General features: G+C 65.4%; 25 protein-coding genes, 1 tRNA gene and 1 riboswitch. Of the genes, 17 read left to right on the top strand and 9 right to left on the bottom strand.

Features of this window, described 5'->3' with window-relative positions:
- Window positions 1–34 precede the first annotated feature (34 nt).
- Window positions 35–1,237: an NAD(P)/FAD-dependent oxidoreductase gene (locus ACQE2J_RS15165; RefSeq protein ID WP_425120294.1), complete on the bottom strand. Its 1,203-nt coding sequence runs from the start codon at window positions 1,235–1,237 to the stop codon at window positions 35–37.
- 179 nt (window positions 1,238–1,416) lie between these two features.
- Between ACQE2J_RS15165 and ACQE2J_RS15160 the strand changes: the two genes are divergently transcribed.
- The 4 genes from ACQE2J_RS15160 (at window position 1,417) to ACQE2J_RS15145 (ending at window position 3,972) form a co-directional block, all read left to right on the top strand.
- A complete protein-coding gene (locus tag ACQE2J_RS15160) occupies window positions 1,417–2,292 on the top strand; it encodes a LysR family transcriptional regulator (protein WP_425120296.1) in 876 nt (291 codons plus the stop codon).
- A gap of 48 nt (window positions 2,293–2,340) precedes the next feature.
- Entirely contained in the window at window positions 2,341–2,943 is a 603-nt protein-coding gene (locus tag ACQE2J_RS15155; RefSeq protein ID WP_425120297.1) for a class I SAM-dependent methyltransferase, read from the top strand.
- 88 nt (window positions 2,944–3,031) lie between these two features.
- Complete coding sequence (locus ACQE2J_RS15150) at window positions 3,032–3,352, top strand: putative quinol monooxygenase (RefSeq protein WP_135537219.1); 321 nt, start codon at window positions 3,032–3,034, stop codon at window positions 3,350–3,352.
- Between the two features lie 56 nt (window positions 3,353–3,408).
- Window positions 3,409–3,972, top strand: coding sequence for a hypothetical protein (locus ACQE2J_RS15145; RefSeq protein WP_425120299.1), 564 nt, complete (start codon window positions 3,409–3,411; stop codon window positions 3,970–3,972).
- 17 nt (window positions 3,973–3,989) lie between these two features.
- Here ACQE2J_RS15145 and ACQE2J_RS15140 read toward each other — a convergent pair whose 3' ends face one another.
- From ACQE2J_RS15140 to ACQE2J_RS15120, 5 genes are all read right to left on the bottom strand, one after another.
- Window positions 3,990–4,835 carry an energy-coupling factor transporter transmembrane component T family protein gene (locus tag ACQE2J_RS15140; RefSeq protein WP_425120300.1) on the bottom strand — a complete coding sequence of 282 codons (846 nt, stop codon included), beginning with the start codon at window positions 4,833–4,835 and terminating at the stop codon, window positions 3,990–3,992.
- Window positions 4,828–6,405, bottom strand: coding sequence for an ABC transporter ATP-binding protein (locus ACQE2J_RS15135; protein ID WP_425120301.1), 1,578 nt, complete (start codon window positions 6,403–6,405; stop codon window positions 4,828–4,830). Before ACQE2J_RS15135 ends, ACQE2J_RS15140 begins: the two co-directional genes overlap by 8 nt.
- Window positions 6,405–7,034: an ECF transporter S component gene (locus ACQE2J_RS15130; RefSeq protein ID WP_425120302.1), complete on the bottom strand. Its 630-nt coding sequence runs from the start codon at window positions 7,032–7,034 to the stop codon at window positions 6,405–6,407. Before ACQE2J_RS15130 ends, ACQE2J_RS15135 begins: the two co-directional genes overlap by 1 nt.
- Before the next feature lie 21 nt (window positions 7,035–7,055).
- Window positions 7,056–7,164: riboswitch (TPP riboswitch) on the bottom strand.
- Between the two features lie 91 nt (window positions 7,165–7,255).
- The gene (locus tag ACQE2J_RS15125) at window positions 7,256–8,215 is read right to left on the bottom strand and encodes a universal stress protein (protein ID WP_240689515.1); all 960 of its coding nucleotides are present in this window, start codon (window positions 8,213–8,215) and stop codon (window positions 7,256–7,258) included.
- 136 nt (window positions 8,216–8,351) lie between these two features.
- On the bottom strand, window positions 8,352–8,891 hold the full coding sequence (locus ACQE2J_RS15120) for a DUF4916 domain-containing protein (protein ID WP_135537215.1): 540 nt from the start codon (window positions 8,889–8,891) through the stop codon (window positions 8,352–8,354).
- Between the two features lie 194 nt (window positions 8,892–9,085).
- Here ACQE2J_RS15120 and ACQE2J_RS15115 point away from each other — a divergent pair, with 194 nt between their 5' ends.
- The 10 genes from ACQE2J_RS15115 to proC all read left to right on the top strand — a co-directional run bounded on the left by ACQE2J_RS15115 (window position 9,086) and on the right by proC (window position 20,728).
- Window positions 9,086–10,582, top strand: a complete 1,497-nt coding sequence (locus ACQE2J_RS15115; protein ID WP_135537214.1) for an MmgE/PrpD family protein — start codon at window positions 9,086–9,088, stop codon at window positions 10,580–10,582.
- Window positions 10,582–11,487: a methylisocitrate lyase gene (gene prpB, locus ACQE2J_RS15110; protein ID WP_135537213.1), complete on the top strand. Its 906-nt coding sequence runs from the start codon at window positions 10,582–10,584 to the stop codon at window positions 11,485–11,487. The genes ACQE2J_RS15115 and prpB overlap by 1 nt, the downstream gene beginning before the upstream one ends.
- Entirely contained in the window at window positions 11,484–12,605 is a 1,122-nt protein-coding gene (locus tag ACQE2J_RS15105; RefSeq protein WP_425120304.1) for a bifunctional 2-methylcitrate synthase/citrate synthase, read from the top strand. Before prpB ends, ACQE2J_RS15105 begins: the two co-directional genes overlap by 4 nt.
- 25 nt (window positions 12,606–12,630) lie before the next feature.
- Window positions 12,631–13,431 (top strand): enoyl-CoA hydratase/isomerase family protein, encoded by an 801-nt coding sequence (locus ACQE2J_RS15100; protein WP_425120305.1) that lies wholly within the window; start codon window positions 12,631–12,633, stop codon window positions 13,429–13,431.
- Between the two features lie 20 nt (window positions 13,432–13,451).
- On the top strand, window positions 13,452–14,429 hold the full coding sequence (locus ACQE2J_RS15095; RefSeq protein WP_135537210.1) for a Ppx/GppA phosphatase family protein: 978 nt from the start codon (window positions 13,452–13,454) through the stop codon (window positions 14,427–14,429).
- A 158-nt stretch (window positions 14,430–14,587) separates the two neighbouring features.
- Window positions 14,588–16,306, top strand: a complete 1,719-nt coding sequence (locus ACQE2J_RS15090; RefSeq protein ID WP_425120306.1) for a glycerol-3-phosphate dehydrogenase/oxidase — start codon at window positions 14,588–14,590, stop codon at window positions 16,304–16,306.
- 118 nt (window positions 16,307–16,424) lie between these two features.
- Window positions 16,425–17,147: an MIP/aquaporin family protein gene (locus tag ACQE2J_RS15085; RefSeq protein ID WP_135537208.1), complete on the top strand. Its 723-nt coding sequence runs from the start codon at window positions 16,425–16,427 to the stop codon at window positions 17,145–17,147.
- 38 nt (window positions 17,148–17,185) lie between these two features.
- Window positions 17,186–18,718 (top strand): glycerol kinase GlpK, encoded by a 1,533-nt coding sequence (glpK, locus tag ACQE2J_RS15080; RefSeq protein ID WP_425120307.1) that lies wholly within the window; start codon window positions 17,186–17,188, stop codon window positions 18,716–18,718.
- 105 nt (window positions 18,719–18,823) lie between these two features.
- Window positions 18,824–19,807 carry a sugar phosphate isomerase/epimerase family protein gene (locus tag ACQE2J_RS15075; RefSeq protein WP_240689514.1) on the top strand — a complete coding sequence of 328 codons (984 nt, stop codon included), beginning with the start codon at window positions 18,824–18,826 and terminating at the stop codon, window positions 19,805–19,807.
- Window positions 19,808–19,891: 84 nt separating this feature from the next.
- A complete protein-coding gene (gene proC / locus ACQE2J_RS15070; protein ID WP_425120402.1) occupies window positions 19,892–20,728 on the top strand; it encodes a pyrroline-5-carboxylate reductase in 837 nt (278 codons plus the stop codon).
- An 81-nt stretch (window positions 20,729–20,809) separates the two neighbouring features.
- Here the strand turns inward: proC and ACQE2J_RS15065 are convergent, their stop codons facing one another.
- Window positions 20,810–21,691, bottom strand: a complete 882-nt coding sequence (locus ACQE2J_RS15065) for a helix-turn-helix transcriptional regulator (RefSeq protein ID WP_135537205.1) — start codon at window positions 21,689–21,691, stop codon at window positions 20,810–20,812.
- A 106-nt stretch (window positions 21,692–21,797) separates the two neighbouring features.
- Between ACQE2J_RS15065 and ACQE2J_RS15060 the strand changes: the two genes are divergently transcribed.
- From ACQE2J_RS15060 to ACQE2J_RS15050, 3 genes are all read left to right on the top strand, one after another.
- Window positions 21,798–22,139, top strand: a complete 342-nt coding sequence (locus ACQE2J_RS15060) for a DUF485 domain-containing protein (protein WP_135537204.1) — start codon at window positions 21,798–21,800, stop codon at window positions 22,137–22,139.
- A gap of 20 nt (window positions 22,140–22,159) precedes the next feature.
- Complete coding sequence (locus ACQE2J_RS15055) at window positions 22,160–23,788, top strand: solute symporter family protein (protein WP_135537483.1); 1,629 nt, start codon at window positions 22,160–22,162, stop codon at window positions 23,786–23,788.
- A 263-nt stretch (window positions 23,789–24,051) separates the two neighbouring features.
- Window positions 24,052–24,122: transfer RNA gene (locus ACQE2J_RS15050), tRNA-Gly, on the top strand.
- Between the two features lie 82 nt (window positions 24,123–24,204).
- On the opposite strand, the gene ACQE2J_RS15045 is transcribed toward ACQE2J_RS15050, so the two are convergent.
- Together ACQE2J_RS15045 and ACQE2J_RS15040 are read right to left on the bottom strand one after the other, a co-directional pair.
- Window positions 24,205–24,867 carry a potassium channel family protein gene (locus ACQE2J_RS15045; RefSeq protein WP_135537203.1) on the bottom strand — a complete coding sequence of 221 codons (663 nt, stop codon included), beginning with the start codon at window positions 24,865–24,867 and terminating at the stop codon, window positions 24,205–24,207.
- Window positions 24,860–26,278: a TrkH family potassium uptake protein gene (locus tag ACQE2J_RS15040; RefSeq protein WP_425120401.1), complete on the bottom strand. Its 1,419-nt coding sequence runs from the start codon at window positions 26,276–26,278 to the stop codon at window positions 24,860–24,862. Before ACQE2J_RS15040 ends, ACQE2J_RS15045 begins: the two co-directional genes overlap by 8 nt.
- Window positions 26,279–26,297 lie beyond the last annotated feature (19 nt).

The raw sequence follows: 26,297 nt of genomic DNA, 5'->3' as shown, positions 1-26,297 counted from the left end.
ACGGTGGTGCAGGAAGGTATGTGGGGTGGGGCGTTCAGACCACGTTGAGCTCCTTGCGCAGTCCGGTGGTGATGAAACGGCGTTTGTCCATCGGGGTCACGTCGACGAAGGGGGCGCGGCCGGTCATGAGGTCGGCGACGACCTCCCCGACGGCCGGCCCCATGAGGAAACCGTGGCCGGAGAACCCGCAGGCGTAGAAGAATCCCGTCAGCTCTTCGGCCTCACCGATGAGCGCATTGTGGTCCGGAGTCATCTCGTACAGTCCCGCCCACCCGCGTTTGGCCTCCACATCGATGAGCGCGGGCGTGCGGGCTTCGATGCGTTCGGCCAGGGTGGTCAGCCAATTCGGGTCCCGTTTGTCATTGAACGACCAGTCATCGACCTCATCGGGGCAGCCGAAGAGCAGACCGGGACCTTCCGGGTGGACGTAGTAGCTGGTCGTGAAGTCGATGGTGAAGGGCATCCCGGTCGTGTCGAAGTCGACCGGTTCCGAGACCATGATCTCCCGTCGCAGCGGCTTCACCGGAAGATCGACCCCGGCCAGGTCTCCGATGAGTCCGGACCAGGCACCGGCCGCGCACACGGCCTGGGTGCAGGCGATGGTGCCGTGGTCCGTCACCACCGCGGTGACCTCACGGTCGGGTCCGGCTGAGGTCTCGAATCCGGTCACCTCGCAGTCCTTGAGCACCTGCACGCCGCGTTCGCGAGCGGCCGTGATGTACCCGGACACGACCGCCTCGGGGGTGCAATGGCCATCACCGGGGTTGAACGCCCCGGCCACGAGCCCTTCGGTGTTCACGTACGGGGCGAGTTCGGCCACCTCAGCGACGGTGAGCATGCGCGAGTCGAGTCCCATCCGCTGCTGCAGGTCCACATTCTCGGAGAAGGCCTGCGCGGACTCCTCGGAGTCGAGGAGGAACAGATAGCCATTGCTCACGAGGTCGATGTCGACTCCGAAATCGGTTTCGAAGTTCCGCAGCACCTCGAGGCCGTGCGCGGCCAAGGCGATGTTCACTTCGTCGGAGAACTGGCAGCGCACACCTCCTGCCGCTTTCGACGTCGAACCGGAGCCGGGAGTGTCGCGTTCGACGATGACGACGTCTTCGACGCCTCGTTCGGCCAGGTGGAAGGCGATGGCCGCGCCCATCACTCCCGCGCCGATGATGACCACCGATGCGCTCGCCGGTACCCCTTCGGGCGTGGTCGGATCCGTGTTCGGTGCGGTCGGGATCTCCACTGTGACCTCCCTGTCTGCCCCCGCGGCGACCGCCTTTGGCCGCCGCAGAGGCGAAAGACGCCGACGTCGATGTCGGCGGACTGCGACTTTCCCCCATTGTGCTCGCCCTCACAGTTAAGGACAAGAGAGAGTTTGTGAACACTCTGTTGAGGAAACCTAAAGACAGCTAGGATGCCTCCATGACGTGGACACTCGGGCAGCTGCGCACCTTCGTCGCGGTGGCCGAACTGGGATCGATGACGCGCGCAGCCGACCACCTCGGCTACAGCGTGGGCGCGGTGTCCCAGCACATCGCCGCACTGCGCAAGGTCGTCGACTCCGAACTGTTCGTCCGCCGCGGCCGCGGGCTCATCCTCGCCGAGGCCGGGCGCACCCTGCTGCCGCGTGCACGGAACATCCTCGCCGCCCAGAAGCAGGCCGAGATGGCGATGCTCGGCCGCGACTTCCGCAGCGAAGCGATCGTCACCCTCGGCGTGTTCGGATCCGCATCGATGACAGCGCTGCCGCAAGTCGTGCACCGGTTGGCGCAGCGCCACCCGCACATCGAGGTCCGGGCACGGGAGATCAATGTGGAGTCGATGTCAGCGGCCGTCATCGACGGAGTCATCGATCTGGGGATCGGGATCAACTATCCGGCGGTGCCGCTGCCGCCGATGCGCGGGCTGAGCTGGGAGGCGGTGGCGAAAGAGGACTTCGGCATCGTCGTGCCCACCGGCCGGGCTCGACCGGGGGAGACGGAACTGGCCGAGGCGGATTGGATCCTCCCGCCGGCCGAGGAGCTCTTCGGCCGAGCGATGCGTCTGGCCACCTCGGCGCTGGGAATCAATGCGAAGGAGACGCACATCGTCACCGACACCGCGGTCGCCCTTGCACTCGCAGGGACCGGGCTGGGCCTGACCCTGGCGACGCCGATCATGATGTCCCTGAGCGGGCCCGATGTCGATCTGCATCCCGTCGCCGAGGCGGGAGGGCGTGAGATCATCGTGCTCACCTCCCCGGACCCGAGCGATCCGGTCAGCGCCGTGGCCGCGGTCATCGCCGAAGTGTTCGTGTGAGCACCGACCTCGACGTCGGGAGCTGTGAAATCGTCCTAGGATGAGGCCATGAGCTTCGATCACAAGTGGAACCAGGTCCGCAGGGTCAACCCCGAGCATTCGGCGAACTATGCCGAGATGTGGCGCAAACAGGTCGCCGCCGGGCACGACATCGGGGGAGAGGCCCGACTCGTCAACGCGATGGCTCCGCGCGAAGCTCGGATCCTCGACGCCGGCTGCGGCACGGGGCGGGCCGGCGGTCTGCTCATCGAAGAAGGGCACACTGTATACGGCGTCGATCTCGACGAATTCCTCATCTCCGTCGCCGAGGAGGACTACCCAAGCGGGGAATGGCACACCGGCGATCTCGCCGACTTCGATTTCGCAGGGACCGGGATCGATGAGATCGACGTGGCCTTCTGCGCCGGCAATGTGCTCGCCTTCCTCGACCCGGCCTCCCGCCGGCAGACCCTGAGCAACATCAAGTCCACGCTCAAGCACGGCGGCCGCTTCGTGTCCGGGTTCGGCGCCGGACGCGGCTACGATTTCGATGATTTCGCCGACGATCTCAGGGCCACCGGGATGTTCGTCGATCAGAGGTTCTCCACCTGGGAACTGCACCCCTTCGACGCCGGCAGCGACTTCCTCGTCCTCATCGCCACACGACTGTGAGGCGTTCTCGCTGCGTCCAGTCGATTCGTGCGGTCGACCGAACTAGGCTGAAGACGAACCATCCACCAAAGAGCTGAAGGAGAATCCCATGATCTTCATCGTTGTGAAGTACGACGTGAAACCCGAAAGCGTCGAGAAGTTCCCCGAGGCAGTGCGCACCTTCACCGAGGCGACCCGGGCCGAACCGGGCAATCTCTTCTTCGAATGGTCGAAGAGCCTGGAGAACCCGAACGAGTTCGTCCTCGTCGAAGCATTCACCGACGAGGGTGCCGAACCGCATGTCACGAGCGATCACTTCGCTGCCGGGCTCGAAGCGATGCGCCCGCACCTGGCCTCGACCCCGAAGATCATCTCCCGCAAGATCGACGGCGAAGGCTGGGACGAGATGGGCGAACTCAAGATCGACTGATCGCCGGACCGGCCTGAACCGTCGCTATTGGGCGCCGCAGAGATTAGACTTCTGCCATGGCGACCAGAGGGATGAACATTCCGGCGATCGAGACCGCCCTCGGCGAGAAGTGGGAGGACACCCGCGCTCGCCTCGAGGCGGCCGGGGGAGCGTCGGCGAGTCACAGAGAACTTGCCGACGCTCTCTATCCGCAGTTCGAAGGCCAAGTCGACAACCACGGCTGGTGGGTCCAAGGTGCAGTCGTCGCCTACGAGCAGGAGATCGGTCGGCGGGTGCCGGGGCAGCGTGCCGACGGCACCTTCGACGTGGCTGTCTCCCGCACGATTTCCGGTCAGCGCAGCGACCTCATCGCGAAGTTCGCCTCCTTCGTCGACGGCACTCTCAACGGAGCGGCCCTCGAGGGAGAACCCCGCACCTCCGAGACCGCGAAGCGCTCCTTCTGGCGAGCGGACCTCGACGGCGGGATCAAGGTCGAAGTCGCCGCCGAGGCGAAGAGCGACGACAAGACTCTCGTCGTCCTCACCACCTCGAAGCTGCCGAGCCCGGACGCTCTCGAAGACTGGCGGGCCTTCGGCAAGGACTTCCTCAGCCGGCTCGCAGGCCCGTCGGCCCGGGACTGAAGCGCTTCGGCTCAGCTTCAGCCGATGATCGGATTCCAGGTCCCCAGCAGGTGCGCGGCGACGATCGCCAGTGCACAGACGGCCAGGCTGATGAGCACGACCACGAGATCCCGGATCCCGAAGTGTGAGCGCCTGCGCCATGTCCGGCCGGGACGACCGAACGCACGGCCCTCCATCGCCATCGCCAGTGTGGTGGCGCGACGAATCGAGACTACGAGCAGGACGAACACCCCGCTGAAGAGGCTGTGAGTCCTCCGCAGCAGCGAACCTCCGGCCACACCCCTGGCTCGCCGCGCCATCGACAGCACCTGCCATTCGCTGACCAGGAGTCCGAGGAGCCGCGAGGCGGCAAGCACAGAGACCACGACCACCTCGGGCAGGCGCAGATGTTGGATGAGCGCATCGGACAGGTCGCGCGGATCGATCGTCGAGGCGAGCACGATGAGCGGAATCGCCAGGGCCAGAGCCCGGAGGAAGATCGCGGCGGCCGCGGACAGCGATCCGGTGGTGAATAGGATCGGTCCGAAGTCGACGACGACGGGTCCGGTCTTCTCCGCCAGCAAGGCGGTACCCCAGGCCGCGAGCAGGGCGCCGGCAGGCAGGAACCACAGTCTCTTCGCCGCGGCCGACAGGTCGAGACCCGTGGCCGGAAGGGCAAGAAGGCAGAAGACGAAGACGACTCCGGCCGAGACCAGATCGATGCTCAGCAGAGCCCCGACCATGAGGATGAGTGCCACGCCGATCTTCGTCAGCGGGTTGCACCGAACCACGAGGGTGCTGCGCATGACGGGAATGAGCTGGCCCGGATCCGGAACGGCCGCCTCGGTGGGGGAGGAGCGCACCCGCACGAGTCGTTTACTCACCGCGATCACCGGCCCTGACCTGGACGTCGGCGGACAGAGTCGTGGCCCCACCACCGTGGTCGCCGAGATCGAGGAGATCGGCCCCGATCGCCTCGAGGAACGCCTGATCGTGACTGACCGCCACGACCGCAGATCCGTGCGCGAGAGCATCGAGGAACATCTCGACCAGTCCCGCCCACGTCAGCGCATCCTGACCGAAGGTCGGCTCGTCGACGATGAGGACTCGCGGTCGAGGTGCCATCATGGCCGCCACCGACAGGCGCCGTTTCTCTCCTCCGGACAGGCTCTGCGGGTGCGTCTGCGAGAGTTCGGCCAGACCGAGTGACACGAGCAGGTCATCCACTCGTGTCGCGATCTCGGCACTCGACCAGCCGGCCAGTCGCGGACCGAGTTCGAGTTCGCCGGCGACGCTGGAAGCGAGGAACTGATGCGCGGGTTCCTGGAAGACCATCCCGATGCGCGGGGCCAACTGAGCAGAAGGCCAGGCGAAGGGGCGGGTGCGTCTGAGTCCGTCACGCAGCTCTGCCTCGGCGTGGACCGCACCGGCGAATTCGGGAATGAGCCCGGCCATGGTCAGTGCTGTCGTCGATTTCCCGGCCCCGTTCGGGCCGACGAGGCCGAGCGCCTGCCCGGCGCGCAGACTCAGATCGAGGCCGGCGACCGCGGGCGCGCGCATCCGCGGTCGCGCAACGCTGAGTTCCTCCGTGCGCAGCAGCACCTCGCCGAGGCGGTCGTCCGCCCGGTCGGACAGGACCCGTGACCGTTCGGGCTCACCATCGGTCCGGCCGGATCCGCTCAGCGACCGGGTACGGTCATCGCGGGATCGTGAGGGATCCTCGGGCACCCAGATCCCGCAGTCGATGAGAACGCTTGAGAGATTCGGATGACCGAAGACCCGACTCGGAGCGCCCTGGGCGAGGATTCCCTGCCGGCCGAGCACGATCACCCGATCGACGTGATCGAGCCACAGCCCCACGCGGTGTTCGACGACGAGCATGGTCGCCTGAGTCTCGGCCTGCACGGCAAGGACGGCATCACGGACGCCGGGCGCGGAAGACGGATCGATATTGGCCGTCGGCTCGTCGAGGACGATGACCTCCGGCGACATCGCATGGATGCCGGCCAGAGCTAGACGCTGCTTCTGCCCGCCGGACAGCGCCGCACTCGGATGCTCGGCGGGCAGGTCGAGTCCCATGGCACGCAGAGACGAGGGAATCCGAGCCTCGATGGTCTCGGCGGGCAGACCGAGGTTCTCCATCCCGAAGGCGACATCGTCGCCGATGCGGGAGAAGATCACCTGCGAATCGGGATCCTGCAGGACCAGTCCGGTGCCGCCTCGGCGAGGATTCGGAGCCTCGCCGCCGACGAGGAGCTCACCGCTGGATTCGCCGGACTCCTCGGGCAGGACGCCGGCGATGGCATGGAGCAGAGTCGACTTGCCGGCCCCCGAGGGGCCGAGGAGGAGGACCTTCTCACCCGCGGCGATGTCGATGTCGAGGGGCCCGACAGCCGGTGTATCGCGATCGGCATGCGTCCACGAGTATCCGCGTGCCGTGATCGGCAGTGCCATCAGCGCAGGCGACCGGAGGCGAACGAGCTCAGCGCCCCGGTGGCTGCGATCGCCCGATACGCGTACCAGGCGCCGATGCCGGAGAGGACGAGGCCGGAGACGATGGCGCACACCGCGTAGATCGCCTGATAGCCGAACTGCCATTCGGCGTTGTACATGATGTTCTCGCTCACAGCCATGAACGCCGCGGCCACGACCCCTGACAGTGCGGTGATCCAGAGCGTGAACCGCCTGTAGCCGAAGGCGGCGAAGACGAGTTCGGCACCGAGGCCCTGAATGAACCCGGACAGCAGCACGGTGGCTCCGAAGTGTGAGCCGAGGACCGCCTCGACGATGGCGGCGATGAGTTCGCACAGGAGCGCGGCTCCGGGCTTGCGGATGATCGCAGCGGCCAAGGGGCCGGCGAGGACCCACAGGCCGGCGATGAGCCCGATCGAGGGCGGGAAGGCCTGGAAGGCGAGTTCGAGGACCTTCCAGCTCAGCGCCAACACCCAGAACACGAGCCCGACGGCGATGCCGAGCACGGCGGTGGTGACATAGTCCACGACCCGCCACTGCTTCGATTTCGGAGCCCTGGTGTGTGCGGTCGCCGCGGCGGAGGTGGTTTTCGGTGTGGTGGTTTTCGGCATTGTGCCTCCTCATACAAGGAGGGGTGAAGAGTCTCGACTTCCTTCGGCGGTCCTAGCCGCATCAGGTTCGAGGGTCTGCAGCTTCTTCTGCACTCTCAGCGCCCCTGACGGCGCTCCCCTGTCGTAGCCACCACTGTACAACAGGGGAGAGCGGGCTCCGGCACGGAGCTGTCCGGTCCGCGGACCCTCAGGTGCCGCTGCGCTGTCAGGTGCCGTTGCTGTCAGCTCGGGACGACCATCACCGTGCCCTCGGCATGATTGAGGACTCCGCGTGAGACGGAGCCGAGCAGGACGCTGCGGAACCGTCCTCGTCCGCGCGTGCCCATCACCGTCAGCTGCGCCCTGGCGCTGATCTCGACGAGCGTCTGCGTGGGGTCACCGACCGGCACCGAGGAGGACACCTCGAGATCCGGGAACTGCTCGGACAGCTGCGCGATCTCTTCCTCCAGTCCGGCAGCGATCTGCTTCTGCCGCCGTCCCGTGACTTCGGAGCTGAGCTCGAGCTCGGGGTACCAGTAGAGCCATTCCTCTCCCGCCGGAAGCACCGCGACGACTTCGAGTGCTGTTCGGCGCAGGGCGGCTTCGGCGGCCGCGGTGACCATGGCGACCCGGCCGGTGTCCGAACCGTCGACGGCCACGACCACCGGTCCGTCCGCCTCGGCGTTCGCGGCATGGTGGGGGACGACGATCGTCGGACAGTGAGCGTGAGCCGGCACGGCGGTGGACACCGAGCCGAGGACGCGGCCCATGAAGCCGCCTCGGCCCCGCGCGCCGAGGATGATGACCTCGGCATCGGTGCTCAGCGCGATGAGCGAGCCGGCCGCATCGCCGGGCACGGTGCGGAAGCTCTTCTCTCCGGGATGATCGCGGAGGAGTTCGACCGCCTCGGCGAGGATCTTCTCCGCTTCCTGCTTCGCTATCGCGTCCTCGGGCTCGCTGGGAATCGACGCCATGTTCGGGTAGATCATCGTCGGCAGCGGATATGCGGTCACGACGGTCAACGTGGTCTTGCGTCGTTCGGCTTCCAGCGCGCCGCAGCGGACCGCGAGACCGGCGAGTTCGGAGCCGTCGAAGCCGACGAGGACGCCGAATTCCCGGTTGAGACCGGACTCGGACGGCCGGGCATCAGCCGGACGTGTTTCGGGGGTGTGGGACTCGGGCATTGGGGACTGGGCAGACATCTCGAACCTCTCCCTCGGGGCCTGGCCAACCCAGACGCCGACGACGGCCCCGACCAGCGGTATCGTCTGCGTCGCCACCAGTCTACCAAGGTTATTCTACGGAATGTAGAAAATGGTGTCTGTGAGAACCGCAGTCTCAGACCGGGAAGCCCAGATGGGTGAGCGCGGCCTTGAGGATGAAATCCTGACCGTGGCAGAGCTCGCTGGTGATGTCGGGGCGCAGGGTCTCCTCGGGGGTCAGCCAGTCGAGACTGAGGGCATCGGCTCGTGGAGTGCACTCGCCGCGGACCTCGAGGACGAAGCACATCGAGATCGCGTGCTGCCGGGGGTCGTGGAGGAGGCCGGAGCCTTCGGTCGGGAAGTATTCGGCGATGTGGAACGGGGAGATCGACGGCGGGATGACCGGCAGCGCCATCGGGCCGAGGTCGTTCTCGGCGTGCCGCATGAGCGCGGAGCGGATCGATTCGTGGAAGCGGATGCGCCCGCCCACGACCTCGCGGCCCAGGGTTCCGTCCTCGAGGCTGCGCAGCAGCAGTCCGATGCGTTCGACGTTGCCGGCCTCGCCGACTCGCACGGGGATCGCGTTGACGTAGGGGATGGGGATCCGTCTGCGCAGGCGGGCGAACTCCGCATCGTCGAACCAGTTCTCATCGAAGTCCAATGCAGTGCGGGTCATGAGGCAATCGTCCCATATCGGGGGTCGGTGCAGAAGAGGCATCGGACCCTGTTGGTGAACCAGCGCACACATCGGGTAAAATATCTTGATGTCGAGATAAATCTCCGACCGGCAGAGATCTGCCGAGTGCCGTGACCTACAGTGGGGTCAGCACCTGACGACCAGTTCCGGTCAAGGACTATGAAGGGGTATCCATGATCAATCATGAAGTCCGCACTCATAAGAGCTCAGAGAACCTGGCTCGCGAAGATCAGCTCGCTTGGAAGATCGCCGAAGTCGCATCCGACTCGACGCCGGTCGACGCAGACGTCACCGAGATGGTCATCAACCGCATCATCGACAACGCCGCCGTGGCAGCCGCCTCGGTGCGCCGCTCCGCTCCGACGCACGCTCGTGAGCAGGCGCAGGCTCATCCGTTCAACCCGGGTGCCAACATCTTCGGTCTGCCCGTGACCGATCGCTTCTCTCCGGAATGGGCCGCTTGGGCCAATGGTGTGGCCGTGCGTGAACTCGACTTCCACGACACGTTCCTCGCTGCCGAATACTCGCACCCCGGCGACAACATCCCGGCCGTCCTCGCGGTCGCCCAGCACAAGGGCATCGGCGGCAAGGACCTCATCAACGGCATCGCCACCGGCTACGAGATCCAGGTCGACCTGGTCAAGGGCATGTGCCTGCACGAGCACAAGATCGACCACGTCGCCCACCTCGGCCCCTCCGCGGCGGCCGGCATCGGCGCGCTGCTCGGCCTGCCCACCGAGGTCACCTTCCAGGCCGTCCAGCAGGCGCTGCACGTGACCACCGCGACCCGTCAGTCGCGCAAGGGCGAGATCTCGTCCTGGAAGGCTCATGCTCCCGCCTTCGCCGGGAAGATGGCCGTCGAGGCCGTCGACCGTGCGATGCGCGGTGAAGGGGCACCGAACCCGATCTACGAAGGCGAAGACGGCTTCATCGCCTGGATCCTCTCCGGCCCCGAGGCCCGCTACACCGTCCCGCTGCCGGGCCAGGGCGAAGCGAAGCGTGCGATCCTCGACACCTACACCAAGGAGCACTCGGCCGAGTACCAGGCGCAGGCGCTCATCGACCTTGCGCGCAAGCTCGGCGGACAGATCGAGGATCTGACGAAGATCAAGCGCGTCGTCATCCACACCTCGCACCACACCCATTACGTCATCGGCACCGGCGCGAACGATCCGCAGAAGATGGATCCCAAGGCCAGCCGCGAGACCCTCGACCACTCGATCATGTACATCTTCGCCGTGGCCATGCAGGACCAGGGCTGGCACCACGAGCACTCCTACGCTCCCGAGCGCGCCGGTCGTCCCGACACCGTCGAGCTGTGGCACAAGATCGAAACCACCGAGGACCCGGAGTGGACCCGTCGCTACCACTCGACCGACCCGAACGAGAAGGCCTTCGGCGGCCGCGTGGAGATCGAGTTCGACGACGGATCGACACTGACCGACGAGATCGCCGTGGCCGATGCCCACCCATTCGGTGCGCGTCCCTTCGCCCGGGCGAACTACATCGAGAAGTTCAAGACCCTCGCCGAGGGCGTCATCTCCGATGCGGAGCAGGCCCGGTTCCTCGACCTCGCTGAGAACCTCGAGAACCTCGATGCCTCGGGTGTGGGCGAACTCAGCTTCGTCGTCGACGGACTCGAGCACAGCGGATCGAAGGGCATCTTCTGATGCTCGGCGCACAGGCAACCCCGGCCGAGCGTCGCGCTGAGTTCCGCGAACTCCTCGCCGGCGACAAGATCGTCCAGTTCCCCGGCGCCATCAACCCGATCAACGCTCAGATCATCGAGCAGACCGGTTTCGAAGGCGTCTACATCTCCGGCGGTGCATTCTCCGCGGCCATGGGTCTGCCCGATATCGGGCTGACCACGCTCACCGAGGTGGCCGACCACGGACGCAACATCGCGCGAGTGACGAACCTGCCGACATTCATCGACGCCGACACCGGATGGGGCGAAGCCATGAACGTGGCCCGCACCGTCCAGGAGTTCGAGGACGCAGGGATCTCGGGCATGCACCTCGAAGACCAGGTCAACCCGAAACGCTGCGGCCACCTCGACGGCAAGGAGGTCGTGACCGCGGCCGAGATGTCCAAGCGGATCAAAGCGGCGGTCAAGGGCCGTCGCGATGAGAACTTCGTCATCTGCGCCCGCACGGACTCTCGCGCCGGAGAAGGTCTCGACGCCGCCATCGACCGGGCCAAGGCCTACGTCGATGCGGGAGCGGACATGATCTTCCCCGAAGCGATGCGCGACCTCGGCGAGTTCGAGACCTTCGCGTCGGCCGTCGATGTGCCGATCCTGGCGAACATGACGGAATTCGGAAAGAGCGAACTGTTCACAACAGAGCAGCTGGCGAATGCGGGAGTCAAGCTCGTGATCTACCCGGTCACGACTCTGCGCATCGCCATGGGTGCGATCAAGACGGGCCTGGAGACCATTCGGGACAAGGGCACTCAGGTGGACCTGCTCGAGGGCATGCAGACCCGTGCGGACCTGTACGACACGATCGACTACGCTGCGTACAACGATTTTGACGCCGCAGTATTCAACTTCTCACAGGAGGGTCACCAGTGACCGAAGAAATCAAGAAGGGCCTTGCCGGCGTCGTCGTCGACACCACGGCCGTTTCGAAAGTAGTCCAGGAAACGAACTCGCTGACCTACCGCGGCTACCCCGTCCAGGAGCTCGCCGCCAAGCGCAGCTTCGAGGACGTCGCCTACCTCATCTGGAACGGCGAACTGCCCACCGAGGCTCAGCTGGAGGAATTCCAAGAGCGTGAGCGCGCCCAGCGTGCCATCGACGACAAGCTCATCCAGCTCATTCTCGACCTGCCGAAGGACTGCCACCCGATGCACGTCGTGCAGACGGCCGTGGCCTACCTCGGCGCCGTCGACCCCGAAGCCGATGTCGAGGGCGAAGAGGCGAACCTGGCCAAGGCCGAGCGCCTCTACGCGCAGCTGCCGACGATCGTGGCCATCGACCACCGTCGCCGTCACGGTCTCGATCCCGTCGCTCCGAGCAGGGATCTCGGCTATGCCGCGAACTTCTTCAAGATGGTCTTCGACGAGGTTCCCACCGAAGAGGTCGTGCGCTGCTTCGACGTGTCGATGATCCTCTACGCCGAGCACTCGTTCAACGCTTCGACGTTCACCGGCCGCGTGATCACCTCGACGACGTCCGACCTCTATTCGGCCGTCGCTGGTGCCGTCGGTGCGCTCAAGGGCCCCCTGCACGGCGGCGCGAACGAAGCGGTCATGGCGATGCTCGAAGAGGTCGGCACCGCCGACAGGGCTTCGGCCTGGATCGACGAGGCGCTGGCCAAGAAGGCGAAGATCATGGGCTTCGGCCACCGCGTGTACAAGAACGGCGATTCGCGCGTTCCCACCATGCGCAAGGCCTTCGAGGACATGGTCGAGGCCAAGGGCGCCAAGGATCTGCTCGATCTGTACAACGCCTTCGAAGAGGACTTCGTCGAGCGCAAGGGAATCTACCCCAACCTCGACTACCCTTCGGGCCCGGCCTACCACCTGATGGGCTTCGACACCGAGCAGTTCACTCCGATCTTCGTGATGGCCCGCATCACCGGATGGACCGCTCACATCTTCGAGCAGCAGGCGAACAACGCCCTCATCCGTCCCCTGAGTGCTTACGACGGTGAGGACCAGCGTGAGGTCCCGGACAACCGGGGCTGAGAGGTCCGAAAGGCAGAACAGCATTATGGGACCTGACGGTCTGTACCGTCCGGTCGATCTCGAGGGTTTCGACTTCACCGTCACCGGTGGGGTCGGAACCCTCGTCATCGATCGGAGGAAGAAACGCAACGCGATCTCGCGTGCGATGTGGCGGGCGCTGCCGGAGATCATCGCCTCCGTCGACGCCGATGACTCGATCGGTGCGCTGATCATCACCGGTGCCGGCGGGCATTTCTCCGCCGGTTCGGACATCGCCGACCTCGATGTTCCGCTGGCCGACTTCTGGGAGCTCAACTCCTCCGCCGAGGCGGCCGTAGCGAATTCGCGGACTCCGACGATCGCGGCGATCGAAGGAAACTGCGTGGGCGGAGGCACCGAGATCGCTGCCGCCTGCGACATCCGCATCGCCGCCCCCGGGTCGATCTTCGGTGTGACCGCCGCGAAGCTCGGCCTTGTCTACCCGGCCGGGCCCACCCAGCGTCTGGCGCAGATCCTCGGAGACTCCTGGGCCAGGTACCTCTTGATCACAGCGTCGATCGTGAAGTTCGAGAAGATGGCCGAACTCGGCTTCTTCCATGACACGACGCCGACTCCCCTGGCTGCGGCGCAGGCACTGGGGGAGCGGATCGTCGGCCTGTCCCGGCTCAGCCAGGTCGGGGCCAAAGCGATCCTCGACGGGAATCTGCTTGCAGGTGAGGAGCCGCCTCGGTGGTTGGATTCGGCGTACCGGGAGGAGATCACGCGCGGGCAGGAGGCCTTCTTCGCCAAACGACCGCCGGATTTCGCGTTCGCGAAGTCCGCGTGGGCAACAGACGGCGAAGCCTGAAGACGGGATAAACTGAGCGAATGCGTCTTGCAGTCCTCGATATCGGCTCCAACAGCGTCCACCTCCTCGTCGTCGACGCTCACGTCGGAGCACCGCCCCTGCCTGCCACCTCGCACAAGGAGGTGCTGCGTCTCGCGGAGTACCTCAGCGACGACGGAACGATCGATGCGGAGGGCCAGGAACGTCTGCACTCGTTCATCGCCGAAGCCGTCGAGATCGCGGAGGACCAGGGGGCGGAGCAGATACTCGCCTTCGCCACCTCGGCGGTCCGCGATGCCCCGAACGGGGTGGCGCTCATCGAAACGATCAACGCTCAGCTCGGGGTCACCCTCAATGTGATGTCGGGCCGGGACGAAGCCCGCGTGACCTTCCTCGCCACTCGCCGCTGGTTCGGTTGGTCGGCCGGAAAGATCCTGCTGCTCGACATCGGCGGCGGCTCTCTGGAGATCGCGGTCGGTCAGGACGAATACCCGCAAGCGGCCGTGTCGGTTCCGCTCGGCGCCGGACGCACCTATTCGGATTTCCTGCCGGACCCCATCCCTTCGGCCGAGGACATCCACAAACTGCGCAAACACGCACGGGCGCAGATCGGACGCATCGCCGGTGACATCAACAGGGTCGGCGTGCCCGACCAGGTCGTCGGCTCTTCGAAGACGTTCCGCTCCCTGGCCCGCATCGCCGGTGCCGCCCCGAGCGGGGACGGCATCTACGCCCCGAGGAAACTCTTCCGTCGCGATCTCGAAGGCATCATCGATACCCTGGCCACACGCACCCCGGCGGCGCGGGCGACGCTGCCCGGCGTCTCCGAAGCCCGTGCCGGTCAGGTGCTCGCCGGTGCGATCGTCGCCGAAGCGGCATTCACGATCTTCGACATCGGCGTCATGAACATCTCGCCGTGGGCACTGCGCGAAGGCATCATCATGCGCAAACTCGACCTGCTGGATTCGGCCGAGCAGTCCTCGACGATGCGCGTCGAAGCGGTCGCCGCACTCGACTGATTCGGCCGCCTCGTCGTCGCTTGTTGTCTACCGGTCAGTATCGCACCTCAGAATTGCCTGCTAGTTTTTGACTATCCGCTTCCGGCTCGACTCATCGTCCCGAACCGGGATGACAATGGTGGATGTCCGAACGTCTGATAGAAAGCACGCTTCTGCCGATGCGAAATGGTGAGCTGTCCCCGCACTACCGCGAACAGGCCCTCGAGACCCTCAAGAACACAACGGCGGCCGATCCACTCGACGTCTTCGTCGTCGGCGGTGGTGTGACCGGCGCAGGCTCTGCCTTCGACGCGGCCACACGCGGTCTCAAGGTCGGAGTCGTCGATTCGAAGGACTGGGCCTCCGGCACCTCATCTCGGTCCTCGAAGCTCATGCACGGTGGTCTGCGCTATCTCGAGATGCTCGACTTCAAACTCGTCGCCGAGGCGCTGAGGGAACGTGACCTGCTGCTGCAGCACACCGCTCCTCACCTCGTCGAGCCCGTCGCCTTCGTCTTCCCCTTCGAGCACCGTCTCATCGACCGTGCCTTCATCGGCTCCGGCGTCCTCCTCTACGACACGATGGCCACCCGACCGGGCCGCAAACGAGCCGTGCCGATGCATCGGCATCTGTCCAAGAAGGCGCTGAGCGCACACTTCCCGGGGCTGGCCGACGATGCCGCCGTCGGTGCGCTCGAATACTACGATGCGAAGGTCGACGATGCGCGGTTCGTGATGACGCTCGTGCGTTCGGCTGTCGGCTACGGTGCGGCCGCTGCCAACCACGTCTCGGTCATCGGCTACCTCCATGACGGCGACCAAGTCACTGGTGTGCATGCCAGGGATGAGGTCACCGGAGAGGAATTCGATATCCACGCCCGTCGCACTATCCTCGCCGGGGGCGTATGGACCGAGGAGCAGCAGGACCTGGCGAAGGCCGATGCCGGACTCAAGGTGCTCGCCTCCAAGGGTGTGCACATCACCGTGGCCCAGGACAAGATCAAAGCCGACCCGGGAACGGGGATCATCTCGAAGACGGAGAAATCCGTCCTCTTCGTCATCCCCTGGGAAGGCTATTGGGTCATCGGCACCACCGACACTCCGTGGACCGAAGACGTCGACAGTCCCGTGGCGACCTCGAAGGACATCGAGTACCTGCTCGAGCATGCGAATGCGATCCTCGCCGACAAACTCACCCGGGAGGACGTCATCGGAGTGTACTCGGGTCTGCGTCCGCTGCTGCAGCCCGTGGTCAAGGAAGGGCAGGCCTCGACGAAGGTCTCCCGGGAACACACTGTGATGGAAGTCGAACCCGGACTTGCCGCGATCGCCGGCGGCAAATTCACCACCTACCGGGTGATGGCCGAAGACGCCGTCGACTTCGTCCTCGGCGACGATGCGAAGGACCGCAGGTCACTGACCGAATCCGTGCCGCTGCTCGGTGCCCAGGGCGTGGGCGCGCTGCGTCGCGGTCAGACCGGGATCGCTGAGAAGTACGGCTGGGACGAAGACCGGGTCAGTCGGCTCATCCGTCGCTACGGCACCCTCATCGAGAATCTGCTCGACCTCGTCGACGAGGATCCCGAACTCGGTCGGCCTCTGGACGGTGCCGACCGCTATCTGCGCGTCGAGGCCTACTATGCGGCCGCCGCAGAGGGGGCCGTCCACCTCGGCGATATCATCGAACGCCGCATGCGGCTGAACTACGAAACCCGCGATCGGGGCAAGAACGCCGCCGAGGCGGTCGCCGCCATCGTCGGCGCGGTGCTCGGCTGGGACGACAACCGGGTGTCGGCCGAGGTCGAGAAATTCAACGCCCACGTCGACGCCCAGGTCGCGGCCGAGTCCACCGATGACGACGCCTCGGCGGCGGCTCTGGTCGGTGAAACCCTCCACTGAGTCGTTCACAACGACGTGCGGGACGACAACCGAATATCGACCGCCCCCGGAGCATCGCCCGGGTCGACCATCGACCGGAACACCCACCGGAAAGACAAACAATAGGAGTTTGTGAGATATGGGCACTATCTTCCTTCACGAGATCGCTGGCACGGCGATGCTCATGCTGCTCGGCGTCGGCGTCGTCGCCAACGTCGTCCTCGGCAAGACCAAGGGCAACGGGGGCGGCTGGCTGCTGATCTCCTTCGGTTGGGGACTTGCCGTCTTCGCCGGCGTCTATGTCGCCTACAAGACCGGAGCGCACCTCAACCCGGCCGTGACATTCGGCATCCTGTTCAGCGGGGCCGCAGAGTACGCGGACGGGATCCCCGTCACCGTGAGCAACACCATCGCCTACCTCGCCGCCGAGCTGATCGGAGCGATGATCGGTGCGTTCCTCGCCTGGGCGGTGTACAAGAAGCACTACGACGAGGAGAAGGACCCCGGCAACATCCTCGGCACCTTCTCGACCGGCCCGGAGATCCGCTCATACGCCTGGAACTTCGTCACCGAGGTCATCGCGACCTTCGTGCTCGTCATCGTCGTCCTCCTCTTCGGCGGCACCCCGGACAGGCTCGGTCCTCTGGCCGTGGCGCTCATCGTCGTCGCGATCGGCGCGTCGCTGGGCGGCCCCACCGGCTACGCGATCAACCCTGCTCGCGACCTCGGGCCCCGCATCGTCCACGCTCTCCTGCCGATCCCGAACAAGGGCGGCTCGGACTGGGCATACTCGTGGGTGCCGGTCTTCGGCCCACTGGTCGGCGCCGTCCTTGCAGGTGTGGTCTCCCGAGCCCTCATCTGAGTACGATCACAGACAACCACCTCGACACAGGAGTCAGAATGAGTCAGGAAAAGTTCATCCTCGCCATCGATCAGGGCACCACCTCGTCACGGGCGATCGTCTTCGACCACGACGGCCAGATCGTCTCGTCCGGTCAGCTCGAACACGAGCAGATCTTCCCTCGCGCGGGATGGGTCGAACACGACCCGGTCGAGATCATCAAGAACACGAACGAAGCCATCGGCCAGGCGCTGACCCGGGCGAACATCAACCGCCATCAGCTCGAGGGCGTCGGCATCACAAACCAGCGTGAGACCACCGTGATCTGGAACAAGCACACCGGTGAGCCCGTCTACAACGCGATCGTGTGGCAGGACACCCGGACGCAGAAGATCTGCGATGAGCTCGCCGGCGATGACGGGGCCGATAAGTACAAGGACCGTGTCGGTCTGCCGCTGGCCACGTACTTCGCCGGGCCGAAGGCGAAATGGATCTTCGACAACGTCGACGGGGTCAAGGAATCCGCCGAGGCCGGTGATCTCCTCTTCGGCACGATGGACACGTGGGTGATCTGGAATCTCACCGGCGGGGTCAACGGCGGCCTCCACGTCACCGACGTCACGAACGCTTCGCGGACGATGCTGATGAACATCGACACCCTCGACTGGAACGCCGAGATCGCTGGGGAGATGGGCATCCCCGTCGAGATGCTGCCGGAGATCAAGTCGTGCTCGGAGATCTACGGCTACGGGGCGAAGAACGGACTGATCATCGACACCCCGATCTGCGGCATCCTCGGCGATCAGCAGGCGGCGACCTTCGGTCAGGCCTGCTTCGAGAAGGGGCAGGCGAAGAACACCTACGGCACCGGCAACTTCATGCTCATCAACACCGGCAACGAGCCGGTGGCGAGCAAGAACGGTCTGCTCACGACCGTGGCCTACAAGATCGGTGACGCCGATGCCGTCTACGCCCTCGAGGGGTCGGTGGCGGTGACCGGTTCGCTGGTGCAGTGGATCCGCGACAACCTCGGTCTGATCAAGGACGCTCCGGAGGTCGAGACCCTGGCCAAGAAGGTCGAGGACAACGGCGGCTGCTATATCGTGCCGGCGTTCTCGGGTCTCTTCGCGCCGCATTGGGAGTCCGATGCCCGCGGCACCATCGTGGGTCTGACCCGGTATGTGAACAAGAACCACATTGCGCGTGCCTCGCTCGAGTCCGTGGCGTTCCAGTCCCGCGAGGTCCTCGACGCGATGAACCTCGATTCCGGCGTCGAGCTCACCGAGCTCAAGGTCGACGGCGGCATGGTCGCCAACGAGACGCTCATGCAGTTCCAGGCCGACCTCCTCGGCGTGCCCGTCATCCGTCCCGAGGTCGTCGAGACCACGGCACTGGGGGCGGCCTATGCGGCCGGAATCGCGGTGAAGTTCTGGAACGGCGAGGAGGATGTCAAGGCCAACTGGCGTGAGGACAAACGCTGGGACCCGTCGATGGACGAGGAGAAGGTCGATCGCGTCTATCGCCTGTGGAACAAGGCCGTGGAACGGTCGAAGGGCTGGGTCGACGAGGACACCGACGCCCTCTCCTCCTAATTGCTACCCGACGGCGGCCCAGCAACCTCGCGCGAGGTTGCTGGGCCGCCGTCACGTAGCAATGGGGGAGGGCGAGGGAGAAAAGTCCGCGCTAAACTGTTGGCGATGAGCAAAATGTCGAAGTCCAAACGGAAGGTGCTGACCACCAAGAACTCTGCGCGCTCGAATTCGCGGCGCCACAGAGAGTACTTCGACAGCCATGCGGTCTACGAACACGACGCTCATCACGTCTCCGAACATCCCATCCGGCTCGGCCTGTCGAGTTCCTCCGTGTCCCCGATGACCGTCGAGGAGACTTTCACACAAGCGGCGAAGCACGGCTACGACGGTGTCGAGATCATGGTCACCCACAATGCCGAGACACGAGATGTCGACCTCATCAACGGACTTTCCGCCGAGACGGGACTCGAGGTCATGTCCCTGCACGCACCGACGCTGCTCTTCCTGCCGCGCGTGCTTCACAAAGACCATTGGGAGAAGCTGCGGATCACCGCGAACCTTGCCAAGGCAGTCAACGCCGAGACCGTCGTCCTCCACCCGCCGTTCAGGTGGCAGGGGGACTACGCGCTGGGATTCGTCGACGGCGTTCGGGAGGTCTCCCGCGAGACCGGTGTGAGCTTGGCTGTGGAGAACATGTATCCCTGGCGGGCGGGCCTGCGCGAAGTCCAGGTCTACTATCCCGACTGGAACCCGCTGGACGAAGACTATGACGACCTCACCTTCGACTTCTCCCACGCTTCGACGGCCGGTGTGAATGCGCTGGAGACCGTGGCCGAGATCTTCGACCGACTCCGCCACGTCCACCTCACCGACGGGTCCGGATCCCTCAAAGACGAGCACCTCGTCCCCGGCGCCGGCAATATGCCCGTGGCCGAGACTCTGCAGTACCTGGCCAAACACAACTGGGCCGGTGACGTCGTGGTCGAGGTCAACACTCGTTTCGTGCGCAAGCAGTCGACCCGTGAGAAGATGCTCGCCGAGTCCATCGCCTTTGCCCGCCAACACCTCGGACTCAACGAGGATGCCCCGCGGCGAAACGGACACAGCCACAGCCGCACCTCGGAACGCCCTCGCTCCTCCGGGAACTGACCCGCATCATCACCGACGGCGCCTGCCGCGACCGCGCACCCGCCCCACCGACGCATGACAATCACTACGAAAGGTTGGTTCGCTTTGACCACTCTCGCCTCCATCGGAACCGGCAACATGGGCACGGCGCTGATCCAGGGAATCCTCAGCGCCGACGCGACCATCGCTGTTCGCGCGACGACTCACTCGGCCGCCTCAGCACAGCGTCTGAGCCGCGACCTGCCGTCGGCGACGGTGACTTCGGTCGAAGACGATGCGGAGGCGAACCGGAAGGCCGCGGCCGAAGCTGATTTCGTCCTCCTCGGCGTCAAACCCTGGATGATGGCCGAGACCCTGGCCGCTCTGGCCCCCGAGCTGGAGTCGAACACGGTGCTCGTGTCCATGGCCGCCGGAGTCTCGTCCGCCGACCTCGCGAAGCTCGCCCCGAAGAATCCCATCGTGCGGATCATGCCGAACACGCCGAGTTCGATCGGCCACGGCGTCATCGCGTTCGCCCCCGACGCCGAGGTGCCCGCCGACAGCGTCGATACACTCAAGACTCTGCTGTCCGGGGCCGGGCTCGTCGTCGACCTCGACGAATCCCAGATCCCGGCCATGACCGGCATCTCCGGGTCCGGAGTCGCTTACTTCTTCCTCCTCGCCGAGGCGATGATCGCCGCCGGAGTCAAGCAGGGGCTGAGCGAGGACACCGCCCGCCAGATGGTCGTCGCCACCGCCGACGGCGCCGGGCGGCTGCTGAGCGCGAAGCCCGACCCGGCCGCTCAGCGGCAAGCCGTGAGCAGCAAGGGCGGTACGACCTTGGCGGGCCTCCAGCAGTTCATCGACGCGGGGATCTTCGACATCGCCGAGGCGGCCGCGCAGGCGGCAGCGAATCGTTCCCTGGAGATGGAACGGGAGAATTCCGAGACCATCAACGGCTGAACGGAACCGTCCCCCTGAGACGGAATCCGACCCCGGCAGGCACCGTGTGAGCGGCGTCGGCCGGGGTCGACTCGTTCGCGCTCAGGGCAGGACGTTCGACGACCGAGCGATCGACACCGCTTCATGCCGGGTGCGGGCCGAGAGCTTGACCATGGCGGTGTTGAGGTAGGACTTCACCGTGGACTCGCGCAGGCTCAGTGTTTCGGCGATGCGCGCATTCGACCAGCCCAGAGCCACATGGGAGAGGATGTCCGTCTCCCTGGGGGACAGGCGAACCGCCGGGACCGGTGTCTGGAAGTCATCCGGGTTGTGCCCGGAGAGGATATCGGCCAGCCGGGTCTCGACGACGGTGAGCTTCTCCCGCGTCTCCTCATCGAGGATGCCCGACCGGATGGCGCGCAGCTCGGCATAGGTATGGCGCAGCGCCTCCCGTCCCGAGGAATCCAAGTCGGGGTAGAGCCGCTCGGCGACGGGGACCGGCTGCGGTTCCCGTCGATAGCCGAGCCGAGCGAGATCGACCGAGAGCTGTCGGACTCGTCGGACGAGGTCTCCCGTCTGCGGGGCAGCGGCGTCGTAGTCCGTGCGGTGGCCGCAGTAGACCATGCCCGTGACCTCACCGCCGTGCAGGGTGGGGACGGCGACGAGGACCCGGATGCCTTCGCCGAGGACCTCCTCGTCGTAGTGGTGGGTGATGAGCGGGTCGACCTCATAGTCCCGGGTCAGCTGCGGAGTGCCTTCGGTCAGGGCTCGACCGCCGAGGCCCCGTCCGGTGCTGACGATGAGGGAGGAGAGCAGACCCTTGCCGGCACCGGCGACGGCTTCGACGTCGACCGCACCCCCGTCGACCATGCCGCCGAAGACGACATCGCCCGTACCGGCCTGATGCAGAGAATCGACGGCTTCGACGAATAGGCGGCGGGTCTCGGCCTTGAGAGCCCGCGTGTGCTTCGCATGCGCGTTCATGTGAACAAGCTACCAACTTTCGGTGGTATTCCCTAGTGCATGCTGAACGTTACCTTTGGACATGTGATTCAGGACACTGAAGTTCTGTCCATTCAAAGGAGAAAGAATGACTGACAATGTCAGCCTCGGGGTTGATTTCCTCGAGGAAGAGGAAAATCCTCAATTCAAAGCGCTCAAGCGCAAGAGGTTCTCGGTGGTGATCCCGCTGTCGATCGCGTTCCTCGTCTGGTACTTCCTCTACGTCATCCTCAGCACCTACGCCCACGATTTCATGTCCACCAAGGTGGTCGGTGAGATCAATGTGGGACTGGTGTTCGGACTGCTGCAGTTCGTGACGACGTTCGCGATCACGATGTTCTATGTCTCATTCGCCAACAAGAAGCTCGATCCTCCAGCGCAGGAGATCCGTGAGCGTCTCGAAGCCCAGTCGGGAGGACTGCATTCATGAGCACTCTGGCAATCGGCGACATGCTCGCCTCCGGCAAAGACCTGCTGACCGCGGCGACGACCGAGGTCGAGAACAACCCCGTCCTCAACATCGCGATCTTCGCCGCCTTCGTCGGGGTGACGATGTTCATCGTGCTGCGCGCCAGCCGGAACAACAAGACCGCCTCCGACTACTACGCAGGAGGCCGGTCCTTCACCGGTCCGCAGAACGGTTTCGCCATCTCCGGTGACTACCTCTCGGCCGCTTCTTTCCTCGGCATCTGCGGTGCGATCGCCGTCAACGGCTACGACGGATTCCTCTATTCGATCGGCTTCCTCGTCGCGTGGCTCGTGGCTCTGCTCATCGTCGCCGAACTCATGCGCAACACCGGCAAGTTCACCATGGCCGATGTGCTCTCCTTCCGGCTCAAGCAGCGTCCCGTGCGCATGGCCGCGGCCCTGTCGACCCTGGCCGTGTGCTTCTTCTACCTGCTCGCTCAGATGGCCGGCGCCGGCGGACTCGTCTCCCTGCTCATGGGAATCGACGGCAAGGTCGGTCAGTCCCTGGTCATCGCCGTCGTCGGTGCGCTGATGATCATCTACGTCCTCGTCGGCGGAATGAAGGGCACCACCTGGGTGCAGATCGTCAAGGCGATCCTGCTCATCGCCGGAGCCTTCGCCATGACCATCTGGGTGCTCGCACTCAACGGCTTCAACCTCTCGACTCTGCTCGCCTCGGCGGTGGAGAACGCGGCCGAAGGCGTCGGGGAAGGAGTCCTCAACCCGGGCCTGCAGTACGGTGAGAATCCGCTCGACTTCATCTCCCTGGCTCTGGCCCTGGTGCTGGGCACCGCGGGCCTGCCGCACGTGCTCATGCGCTTCTACACCGTTCCCACGGCGAAAGAGGCCCGCCGTTCGGTGGTGTGGGCGATCTGGCTCATCGGCGCCTTCTACATCTTCACCCTCATCCTCGGCTACGGCGCGGCCGCACTCGTCGGCGCCGATGAGATCAAGAACGCTCCCGGCGGCGTGAACTCGGCGGCACCGCTGCTCGCGCTCCACCTCGGCGGACCCATCCTCATGGGCTTCATCTCCGCGGTCGCGTTCGCGACGATCCTGGCCGTGGTGGCAGGCCTGGCGATCACCGCCGCGGCCTCGTTCGCCCACGACATCTACGCCAACGTCATCAAGAAGGGCAAGGTCGAGGACTCCGAGGCGGAGGTCAAGATCGCCCGTCGCACGGTCATCGTCATCGGTGCGATCGCGATCATCGGCGGAATCGGTGTGCAGGGGCAGAACATCGCGTTCCTCGTGGCCCTGGCCTTCGCCGTGGCCGCCAGCGCGAACCTACCCACGATCCTGTACTCGCTGTTCTGGAAGGGCTTCACCACCCGCGGAGCCGTGTGGTCGATCTACGGCGGCCTGATCTCGGCGATGGTGCTCATCACGTTCTCGCCGGTCGTCTCCGGGTCCGAGACCGCGATGATCCCCGGTGCCGACTTCGCGATCTTCCCGCTGGCCAACCCGGGAATCATCTCGATTCCGCTGGGCTTCCTCCTCGGCTGGATCGCTTCGATCACCGACCGGACGGTGGAGAGTCCCGAGCTTGCAGCCGAGATGGATGTCCGAGCCCATACCGGGTTCGGCGCCGAGGAGGCCGTCGAGCACTGATCCGAACGTGACCCGATCACGTGGCGGGGACTCGAGATCGGACGTCGCTGGGTGTCCGTCGACCCGACACGCAGGAGGAGGGGCGGCTGCGGCCGCCCCTCCTCGACTGCGTCGTGGGGGCCGGGCAGGGGAGGTGCCTGCGGTGAGAGACGGGGCAGGGGATGCGTGTGCGGTGAGACGAGGTACACTGGTTCGAGTCGCCGATCACGGCACGTCCTGACCGGGGTTCACCTGGGCAGACAGCTGCTGATCTGAGGTGACATGCGGGCGTAGCTTAATGGTAAAGCTTCGGCTTCCCAAGCCGATGACGCGGGTTCGATTCCCGTCGCCCGCTCTCTTTGTGCCCACTGCTCGGACGGTTTCCCGCCTCGTCCGTGACCGCAGTCCGTGACCGCAGAAGCGGCGGAATCTGCAGCCTACGGCCGACCGGCGAACCGTCCCAGCAGCTCCACGTGGCCGGCGACGATGAGCAGATCCTGTTTGCCCACCCGGGTCGTCGGGTCCGCATAGGTGAAGTCGCGGCCGGGACTCTTGATGCCCACGATCGTGACGCCGTATTTGTCGCGGACTCCGGATTCACTGAGCGTGAAGCCCTGGATCTCCCGCGGCGGACGCATCTTGACCACCGCGAAGTGGCCTTCGTCGAACTCGATGTACTCCATCATCCGCGAACTGACGAGGTGAGCCACACGGCGTCCGGCATCCGACTCCGGGTAGAGGACGTGGTGGGCTCCGATGCGGTGGAGGATCTTGCCGTGGGAGGGGGAGATCGCCTTCGCCCATACCTGCCCGACGCCGAGGTCGACGAGGTTCGCAGTCGTCAGCACGCTGTCTTCGATCGAGGTGCCGATGCCGACGACGGCTGTCGAGAAGTCACCGGCACCGACCTGGCGCAGCGCGTCGATGTTCGTCGAATCGGCTTCGACGACGTGGGTGAGCTTGCCGGACCAGTCCCTGACGAGCTCGGGGTTGTGCTCGATCGCCATGACCTCACGTCCCAGCCGGGCCAGGGTGGCCGCCGTCGAGGACCCGAAACGTCCCAGTCCGATGACGAGGATGGAGCTGTGTTCGTTAGCCAACGACGGGCCTTTCCTCGGGGTAGCGGTACAGGCGCACCGAATCCTGCATGGACAGTGCAGCCGCAAGTGTAATCGTACCGAGTCGGCCGATGAGCATGATCACCGACAGAACATAGAGCCCCGCATGCGGTGACGACGCGGACACCCCGGAGCTCAAACCCACCGTGCCGAAGGCCGAGATCACCTCGAACAGCACGCGGTCGAGCGGTTCGGCACTGATCTGCAGCATCGTCAGCGTGCCGACGAAGACGATCATCGCACCGGTGAGCAGGATCGAGATCGAGAGTTTGATCGTCGAGGAGGTCAGCCGCCGACCGAACACGTGGACATCCTGCAGGCCCCGGGCCTCCGCAAATGCGGCGAGGACGAGCACGGCCACGGTCGTGACCTTGATGCCGCCGGCTGTCGAGGACGAACCGCCGCCGATGAACATCATGAGATCCATGAGCAGGTGCGAGGCCTGACTCATGTCCGCGACGTCCATCGTCGCGAAACCCCCAGACCGGGGCATGACGGCCATGAACAGCACCTCGACGAAGGTGTGCCCGGCGTTCTTGTCGCCGAGCGTCGCCGGGTTCGCCGACTCGAACAGCGCCAACAGCAGCAGGCCGACCGCCAGCACCGTCGTCGTGGTCGTCAGCGTCAGCTTCGTGTGCAGGTCCCAGCGGCTCGGCCGATTCCAGAACATCGCGACCATGAGCACGACGGGAAAGCCGAGAGACCCGACGAACACACCGGCCATGAGCAGAGACAGGATCCACGGATCCGCAGCGAAATACGCGGCCCCGCCGGGGTGGATGGTGAAACCGGCGTTGTTGAATGCCGAAATCGAGTAGAACACCGAATACCAGGTCGCATCGCCGAAGGACTCCCCGCGCATGAGGAAGCGCGGGAACAGCAGCACAGCGAGGATCGATTCGGCCGTGAAGATCGTGATGACCACGGTCTTGAGCAGGGAGCCGACCTGACCCAGATTGAGCGCCGAGGTGGCCTGCTGGGCGATGAGCCGCTGACGGACCCCCAGCCGACGTGAGACCGCCATGCCCAGCACCGAGGCGAGGGTGAGGATGCCGAGACCACCGACCTGGATGCCGGCGGTGATCACCGAGATCCCGAAATCCGACCAGTACTCCTCCGTCACGACCGGGCTGAGCCCGGTCACACACACCGCCGAGACCGCGACGAAGACGGAGTTCGCGATGTGCGTGACCCGATCCACCGAGCCCGGGTCGCGCATGCTTGCCGGCAGGATCAGCAGGATCGCGAAGAGAGCGACGACGGCGATGAACGAGCCGATCGCCAACCGGGCGGGCGAGGCGACGGCGAGGTCGTCGACGAAGTCACGGACCCACCGTCCCGGCCGCAGCAGCCGATCGAAGCGCGGTGCGGAATTCTTGGACACAAGCACCATGGTAGATCCGCAGGCCCCG

It is taken from the genome of Brevibacterium sp. LE-L (assembly GCF_050214925.1).
Classification (GTDB): domain Bacteria; phylum Actinomycetota; class Actinomycetes; order Actinomycetales; family Brevibacteriaceae; genus Brevibacterium.
This window is presented reverse-complemented; position numbering and strand designations above follow the sequence as displayed.

Excerpts from the sequence above, each read along its gene's own strand:
- ACQE2J_RS15160 (WP_425120296.1), top strand. The coding sequence starts at position 1,417 with ATGACGTGGACACTCGGGCAGCTGCGCACCTTCGTCGCGGTGGCCGAA.
- ACQE2J_RS15155 (WP_425120297.1), top strand. The coding sequence starts at position 2,341 with ATGAGCTTCGATCACAAGTGGAACCAGGTCCGCAGGGTCAACCCCGAG.
- ACQE2J_RS15150 (WP_135537219.1), top strand. The coding sequence starts at position 3,032 with ATGATCTTCATCGTTGTGAAGTACGACGTGAAACCCGAAAGCGTCGAG.
- ACQE2J_RS15145 (WP_425120299.1), top strand. The coding sequence starts at position 3,409 with ATGGCGACCAGAGGGATGAACATTCCGGCGATCGAGACCGCCCTCGGC.
- ACQE2J_RS15135 (WP_425120301.1), bottom strand. The coding sequence starts at position 6,405 with ATGGCACTGCCGATCACGGCACGCGGATACTCGTGGACGCATGCCGAT.
- ACQE2J_RS15130 (WP_425120302.1), bottom strand. The coding sequence starts at position 7,034 with ATGCCGAAAACCACCACACCGAAAACCACCTCCGCCGCGGCGACCGCA.
- ACQE2J_RS15125 (WP_240689515.1), bottom strand. The coding sequence starts at position 8,215 with ATGTCTGCCCAGTCCCCAATGCCCGAGTCCCACACCCCCGAAACACGT.
- ACQE2J_RS15120 (WP_135537215.1), bottom strand. The coding sequence starts at position 8,891 with ATGACCCGCACTGCATTGGACTTCGATGAGAACTGGTTCGACGATGCG.
- ACQE2J_RS15115 (WP_135537214.1), top strand. The coding sequence starts at position 9,086 with ATGATCAATCATGAAGTCCGCACTCATAAGAGCTCAGAGAACCTGGCT.
- prpB (WP_135537213.1), top strand. The coding sequence starts at position 10,582 with ATGCTCGGCGCACAGGCAACCCCGGCCGAGCGTCGCGCTGAGTTCCGC.
- ACQE2J_RS15100 (WP_425120305.1), top strand. The coding sequence starts at position 12,631 with ATGGGACCTGACGGTCTGTACCGTCCGGTCGATCTCGAGGGTTTCGAC.
- ACQE2J_RS15095 (WP_135537210.1), top strand. The coding sequence starts at position 13,452 with ATGCGTCTTGCAGTCCTCGATATCGGCTCCAACAGCGTCCACCTCCTC.
- ACQE2J_RS15090 (WP_425120306.1), top strand. The coding sequence starts at position 14,588 with ATGCGAAATGGTGAGCTGTCCCCGCACTACCGCGAACAGGCCCTCGAG.
- ACQE2J_RS15085 (WP_135537208.1), top strand. The coding sequence starts at position 16,425 with ATGGGCACTATCTTCCTTCACGAGATCGCTGGCACGGCGATGCTCATG.
- glpK (WP_425120307.1), top strand. The coding sequence starts at position 17,186 with ATGAGTCAGGAAAAGTTCATCCTCGCCATCGATCAGGGCACCACCTCG.
- ACQE2J_RS15075 (WP_240689514.1), top strand. The coding sequence starts at position 18,824 with ATGAGCAAAATGTCGAAGTCCAAACGGAAGGTGCTGACCACCAAGAAC.
- ACQE2J_RS15065 (WP_135537205.1), bottom strand. The coding sequence starts at position 21,691 with ATGAACGCGCATGCGAAGCACACGCGGGCTCTCAAGGCCGAGACCCGC.
- ACQE2J_RS15060 (WP_135537204.1), top strand. The coding sequence starts at position 21,798 with ATGACTGACAATGTCAGCCTCGGGGTTGATTTCCTCGAGGAAGAGGAA.
- ACQE2J_RS15055 (WP_135537483.1), top strand. The coding sequence starts at position 22,160 with ATGCTCGCCTCCGGCAAAGACCTGCTGACCGCGGCGACGACCGAGGTC.
- ACQE2J_RS15040 (WP_425120401.1), bottom strand. The coding sequence starts at position 26,278 with ATGGTGCTTGTGTCCAAGAATTCCGCACCGCGCTTCGATCGGCTGCTG.